The organism is bacterium (genome assembly GCA_016873475.1).
GTDB lineage: Bacteria > Krumholzibacteriota > Krumholzibacteriia > JACNKJ01 > JACNKJ01 > VGXI01.
Genome location: VGXI01000210.1, coordinates 1 through 5,177 on the forward strand (window position 1 = coordinate 1; position 5,177 = coordinate 5,177).

At 67.4% G+C, this 5,177-nt stretch carries 4 protein-coding genes; all 4 read left to right on the forward strand.

What is annotated here, in order from left to right:
* A partial coding sequence (locus FJ251_13245; GenBank protein ID MBM4118672.1) for a hypothetical protein occupies nucleotides 1-1,661 on the forward strand: 1,661 nt, incomplete at its 5' end.
* A gap of 338 nt (nucleotides 1,662-1,999) precedes the next feature.
* Nucleotides 2,000-3,865 (forward strand): hypothetical protein, encoded by a 1,866-nt coding sequence (locus FJ251_13250; GenBank protein MBM4118673.1) that lies wholly within the window; start codon nucleotides 2,000-2,002, stop codon nucleotides 3,863-3,865.
* Nucleotides 3,865-4,377 (forward strand): T9SS type A sorting domain-containing protein, encoded by a 513-nt coding sequence (locus tag FJ251_13255; GenBank protein MBM4118674.1) that lies wholly within the window; start codon nucleotides 3,865-3,867, stop codon nucleotides 4,375-4,377. The genes FJ251_13250 and FJ251_13255 overlap by 1 nt, the downstream gene beginning before the upstream one ends.
* A gap of 67 nt (nucleotides 4,378-4,444) precedes the next feature.
* Nucleotides 4,445-5,177, forward strand: a 733-nt coding sequence (locus tag FJ251_13260) for a butyrate kinase (protein ID MBM4118675.1), incomplete at its 3' end; no start/stop codon positions are given.

A 5,177-nucleotide genomic window follows, 5' to 3' on the forward strand; every position in this document is an offset into this window, starting at 1 on the left:
GCCTCATCGATCCGCTCCTGCCTAGCTTCACGGTGACGACCGAACCGGGCAACCTCGTGGCGCTGAGCAACGCCGGCGCCTTTGTCGGCGCGGCCTTCGCGGACGCCACGGGCGAGGCCGTGGTGCTGATCACGGGGACGCTGCCCGATCCCGGCGAGTTCGCGATGCTGACCGTGAGCGGCTTCAACCGGCTCACGCACGTCGAAGACGTGCTCGTGGCCGTGCTCCACGCGGGCACGCTGGCCGGCGCGGTGACGAACGCGAGCAACGGCGGCACGCCGGTGGCGGGCGTCACGGTGCGCGTCGTCGAGACGGGGCAGAGCTTCCTCAGCCAGGTGGGCGGCGCCTACAGCGGCCCGGTGCAGGAGGGCAGCTACAGCATCCGCGCGCAGCACCCCAGCTTCGCGACGGTGACCGTGAGCGGCGTGAGCATCGTCGAGGATCAGACGACGACGCTGGACTTCTCCCTCGTCGACGTGCTCGGCCCGGCCTTCACGGGCACGACGGTGCTGCCGAACACGGATGACACCGTGGGGCCCTACGTCGTGCAGACGCAGCTCAACGACTACTCGGCGATCGCCAGCCAGCGCTGCTTCTACCGCGTGAGCGGCGGCGCGCCGGTGGAGATCCCGCTCGAGACGGTGAATCCGCTGACGGGCATCTGCGAGGCGGAGATTCCCGGCCAGCCGGTGAACTCCGAGATCCGCTACTGGCTGGAGGCGACGGACATCGCGGGCAACGGGAGCCGCGATCCGGTCGATCCGCAGGCCAACTACAGCTTCTGGGTGCTGAACAGCCTGCTCGTCGCGGACGAGGACATGGAAGCCGGCACGGGCTGGACCGTGGGCGGCGCGGGCGACGACGCCACGAGCGGTCTCTGGACGCGCGTCGACCCGATCGGCGTCTGGAACGCCGGCGTCGAGGTGCAGCCCGAGAACGACGCCTCGCCGGACGGCACGCTCTGCTTCATCACGGGCAACGCGGAGACGGGCAGCCAGGGCGCGGACGACGTGGACGGCGGGCAGACCACGCTGCTCAGCCCGGTCTACGACCTCTCGGACGCGATGGCCGTGACGCTCAGCTACCGGCGCTGGTACACGAACGACACCGGCAACAACCCGGGCAGCGACGTCTGGCTCGTGCAGGTGACGAGCGACGGCACGAACTGGGTGAACCTGGAGAGCACGGTCGGCAGCGCGCGCGAGTGGCGCCTGATGAGCTTCCTGCTCGACGACTACATCGAGCTGACGAGCACGGTGCGCCTGCGCTTCATCGCCTCGGACGAGGGGAGCGGCTCGCTCGTGGAGGCGGGCGTGGACGAGGTGATGCTCAGCGGCTTCGCCGATCCGACGGCGACGGCGGCGGGCGAGAGCCCGGTCGCCGCGCTCGTGCTCTTCCAGAACGCGCCCAACCCCTTCAACCCGAAGACGACGATCCGCTTCGCGCTCCCCGCGCCGAGCGCGGTGCGCCTGGCCGTCTACGACGTTCAGGGCCGCCTCGTGCGCGAGCTGCTCGCAGGGCGGACGCTGCCGGCCGGCACGCACGACGCCGTCTGGGACGGCCGCGACGCCGCGGGCCGGGCGCTGGGCAGCGGCGTGTTCTTCTATCGACTCGAGGCGGCGGGCGAGGTGCTGCAGGGTAAGATGATCTTGATCAAATGAAGCCCGAGCCCCCCTGGCGCGCGCGCATTGGCGCGCGCGAGCGGAGGGGGTGAGCGCCTCAACGGCCGTGGCGCCGACGCCCGCGAGCACCCTCGCGCACGAACGGGGGGCTGTTGGCTCCCCTTCTGCGTGTGACATTGTATCCCGAATGAAATATCGCGTACATGTCGCCTAATTGCTCGCTACAATCGCGGTTGTGTGCTACTGTGATTCAGCTTCGCCTGATCTCGGATCTTCCGCAGAACGGCAGGCAAGGAGCCGTGCCCTGCGGCTCGCGCCGCCTTCGATTTCTCACGTGAGTCTAGGCTATCCCAACACGCCACCAGGAGGACCCTCCGATGAGATGGGTTTCAGGCCTTTTCACCCTTGCCCTGCTGCTATGGGTCACCGCCGCTGCTGCGGCCGTGCCTCAGACGATCAGCTACCAGGGAATCCTGCGCGATAGCGGCGGCACCATCGTCGCCGACGGCAATTACAACCTCAGTTTCCGCATCTACAACGTGGCTTCCGGTGGCTCGGCGCTCTGGACCGAGGCGCAGACGCTCGCGGTCCAAGACGGCGTCTTCAACGCGCTGCTTGGCAGCGTCACTGCGCTCGCCCTGGACTTCAACTCACCGTACTGGCTGGGTGTCACCATCGCGGCCAATCCGGAGCTGACGCCGCGCATCGCCCTGGCAGCCGCGCCCTACGGCCTCAACGCGGATCGCCTGGACGGCCTGAGCAGTGGCGACTTCGCGGCCTCGGTGCACAGCCACTCGCTCGACGCGCTGACCGATGTGAGCGTCCCCGCGCCCACGAGCGGCCAGGTACTGACTTTCAATGGCGCCAACTGGGACGCCCAGACGCCCGTGGCCGGTGGTGACGACTGGGACAACAGCGGCGGGAACATCTACCGTCCCTCGGGCAAGGTGGGGATCGGTACGGTGCCGGCGAAGCCGGCGAACCCCGATGAGGGGACTGCGCAGCGCCTGGGCCGGGACGCCAACTACTCGAAGCTCCAGATCTACTCGTACACCCCGGACGCCGAAGGCGGCCTCCTCGCGCAGCTCTTCGACAACGACAACAACAGCGACGCACGCGCGGCAATCTATGGCCTGCGTAGTTCGGGCCTGAGCAATCCCGGTTCGGGTTTCGCCCCCTATCAGACCAACAATGCCATTACCGGCTTCAACATCTGGGGTGACAGCTATAGCTTTGGTGTCGCGGGCTACAGCTACTTCGATACTCCGCACACGGCCGGTGTGTTCGGCGCCAACCAGAATGGCGACTACTGGGCCGCGCTGGGCTACATGGATCCCAGCTTCACGGGATGGGGTCTCTACACGCCGAGCGGCGGCTACTTCGGCGGCCGGGTCGGTATCGGCACGGCGTCGCCCGATCGCCCGCTCGAGGTGAACAACCCCGGAGGCCCCGCCATTCTAGGTGAGGTCACCTATGTCGGCTATCAGGACTACGTTGGCGTCGAAGGCCTCTCGGTGCCGGCGGATTACTACGGCATCGGCGGGAAGTTCACGGGTGGCTACTACGGCGTCATCGGCCAGGTCAGCTCCACCGGAGGCAGCAGCTACACGGGGGTCATCGGCCAGACCTACGGCAACGGCACCAAGTTCGGCGTCTACGGCTACGCCTTCGGCAACGACGTGAACTACGGCGTCTACGGCTACGGAGACGGTGGCACCACGAACTACGCGGGCTACTTCGTTGGTAACGTCCACGTGATGGGCACGCTGAGCAAGGCGGCCGGCTCCTTCAAGATCGACCACCCGCTCGATCCCGCGAACAAGACGCTCAGCCACAGCTTCGTCGAGAGCCCGGACATGATGAACGTCTACAACGGCAATGCGGTGCTGGGCGCCAACGGCTCCGCTTGGGTGGAGATGCCCGCGTGGTTCGAGGCGCTCAATCGCGACTTCCGCTATCAGCTCACTGCCATCGGTGCTCCCGGTCCCAACCTGTACATTGCTGAAGAAATGACTGGAAACCGCTTCCAGATCGCCGGTGGCCAGGCGGGCATGAAGGTCTCGTGGATGGTGACCGGCATCCGCCAAGACGCCTATGCCAATGCGAACCGCATCCCCGTGGAGGAGATCAAGAGCAGCAAGGACCAGGGCCGCTATCTGAATCCGGAGGCCTTCGGGATGCCCGAGAGTATGGCAGTCGGCTTTGATGAGCAGCGCGCGGCTCGCCAGAAGGGAGCGAACTGATGCGTCAGACTTTCTTGATCCTCGGTGCGGGGGCGCTGCTGCTTGCGGCCGCGGTCCCGGGTCGTGCGGCCATCGTGATGCCGCGCAGCGTCATCGGCAGTGGTGCCGGCGGCGGCGCCGGCGGTGGTTACCAGATCAATGGCACGGTAGGGCAGGCGGCCATTGGCCGCCTCGGCGGTCCCACTTGGCTGCACGAGGCAGGCTTCTGGTCGGGACCACCCGTGCCCACGGCAGCCGCGACAGTGCCCAACAACTTCTGGATCGGGCAGAACTATCCCAACCCCTTCAACCCGACGACTACCATCCGTTACGGCCTGGCCAAGGCCGGACCGGTGGAACTCTCGCTCTACGATCCAACGGGGCGGCGGGTGGCAGTGCTCGTGAATGAGAACCAGGCGGCCGGTGTCCAGGAGGTCACGCTGAAGGCGGATGACCTGGCCAGCGGCGTCTACTTCTATCGACTGGTCGCCGGCGACTTCCGGCAGACGCGCAAACTCGTGCTGATGAAATGAGGCGCCAGCAAGGGGGAGCCACGCGGCTCCCCCTTGCCTTTTCGACCTGCCACGCTACTTTCCAGGCGTGAAAACACTGCTCCTGCGCAAGCTGCCGCCCCTGGAGGTCTTCCGGCGGCTACTCGGCCCGGCACTGGCCGAGCGTCTGGCGCGGGAGGGTTACCGCATCCTCGTCGTCAATCCGGGCTCGACCTCGACCAAGGTCTCCTACTTCGAGGGGATCGAGAAGCGGGCCGACTTCGAGGTGCACGTCGGGCCCGACGAAGAGGACGGCCCCGCGGCCCGCGCTGCCACCATCGAGCACTGGTTGGGCGAGACGGGCATCGACCTGACCCGTCTGGACGGCATCGCCGCTCGCGGCGGCGTGCTGCGGCCCATCCCGAGTGGCACCTACCCGATCAGCGAGGCCCTGCTCGGCGACCTCGCCAACCCGCGTTTTCAGCACGCCTCGAGCATGGGCGTTCCCATTGCGATGGCGCTGCGCAGCCGCGGCGGGCGCGAGATCCCGATCACGGTCACCGACCCGCCGATGATCGACGAGGTCGAGATCGAGTGCCGCATGACCGGCCTGCGCGAGTTCAAGACCGACGGCACCGCCGCCCACTACCTGAACCACCGCGCCGTGCTGCGTTTGAGCGCCTGGGAGTTCGGCATCGACCCCAACGAGGCGAGCGTTGTGAGCGCTCACCTCGGCGGCGGCTTTTCTTTGATCCGCCACCACCGAGGGCGGGCCGTGCGCGTGATCAACGCCTTCGGCGGTCTGCCCTCCATGAATCGCTGCGGGAACCTACCGATCCACG

Excerpts from the sequence above, each read along its gene's own strand:
- FJ251_13250 (MBM4118673.1), top strand. The coding sequence starts at position 2,000 with ATGAGATGGGTTTCAGGCCTTTTCACCCTTGCCCTGCTGCTATGGGTC.
- FJ251_13255 (MBM4118674.1), top strand. The coding sequence starts at position 3,865 with ATGCGTCAGACTTTCTTGATCCTCGGTGCGGGGGCGCTGCTGCTTGCG.